Consider the following 1,152-nt stretch of genomic DNA (forward strand, 5'->3'; position numbering starts at 1 on the left):
CCCACTGTGTATCCCCCCCCCTCCCGCCCCCGGGGGCGGGGGGGGCGGGGGCGCCCATGCCACCTTTGCCCCCCCATTCCCCCCCACACCGCCGCCCGCGCCGGCCCGCCCAACGCCCGCTACGTGGCGGGCGCCGTGCAGTTGTGGGTGGCGGGCACCCGCCCGTTCGGCCCCGTCGCCGTCCTGGTGCGCGAGACCGGCGCGGTGCACCTGCTGAGCACCTGGGACGAGGGCGTGCCCGAGGACATCCCGCACGAGAACCTCTACGGCCTGATGTGGAACCCGATGAACACCGTCGCGGTGCTGGCCGCCATCGACGGCGCACGAACCGCGCGGCGCGTCGGCACCGACGCGCTGTCACCGGGTTTCGCGAAACTGCTGCCCACCGCCTTCCCCGCCGCCGAGTTCGTCGACGGCGAGCAGGCCATGCGCGAGGCCCGCCGCGTCAAGACCCCCGAGGAGATCGCGACCCTGCGCCGCACGCTCCTGGTCGCCGAGGCGGGCCTGGCCGCCACCGTCGCCGCGCTCGCACCGGGCACCACCGAACACGGCCTGACCGGCGTGCTGCTGGAAGCCATGACCGCGGGCGGCATCAGCACCCCCGCCGCCCAGGACACCGTGTGGGCCACCTCACCGGAACACCCGTGGCGGCGCGCCGACGCCGACCGCCGGGTCCGCGGCGGCGATCTGGTCGCGGTCGCGGCCAGCGTGCTCGGCGAGGGCTATATCGGTGAGGTCGGCCGCACCTGGCCCGCCGACGGCGCCGCCGACGAGCGGACACGTGTTCTGTACCGGCGTGCGGATGCGCTGTACGGCCGCCTGATCGAAGCCTGCCGCCCCGGCGCAACGGCCACCGCCCTGCTCGACGCGTACGAGGCCGAGGGCGTCGACCTGCCACCCATGCCGGTCGCCCGCGGGCTCGGCATGGGCTTCGACGCCCCGGTGGTCTCCCCGCGCCTACGCGAGACCGCCGCCGCCGAGCGCCTCGAGCCCGGCATGGTGCTCGCCGTCACCGGCTACGTGTGGGAGCAGGGCGTCGGCGCCGTCTTCACCCGCGACTCGGTGCTGATCACCGATTCCGGTCCCCAGGTGCTGACCACCGCTCCGCACCGGCCGCACTGAGCGGCGGCCCGGGGGGCCCCCCCCCCCCCC

Annotated in this window: 1 protein-coding gene; it reads left to right on the forward strand. The window is 76.3% G+C overall.

Annotated elements, in window-relative coordinates:
• Positions 1–75: 75 nt before the first annotated feature.
• Positions 76–1,122: a M24 family metallopeptidase gene (locus QH283_RS26320; protein WP_280505625.1), complete on the forward strand. Its 1,047-nt coding sequence runs from the start codon at positions 76–78 to the stop codon at positions 1,120–1,122.
• Positions 1,123–1,152 lie beyond the last annotated feature (30 nt).

The sequence above is a fragment of the Nocardia farcinica genome (genome assembly GCF_029867845.1).
Lineage (GTDB): Bacteria > Actinomycetota > Actinomycetes > Mycobacteriales > Mycobacteriaceae > Nocardia > Nocardia farcinica_A.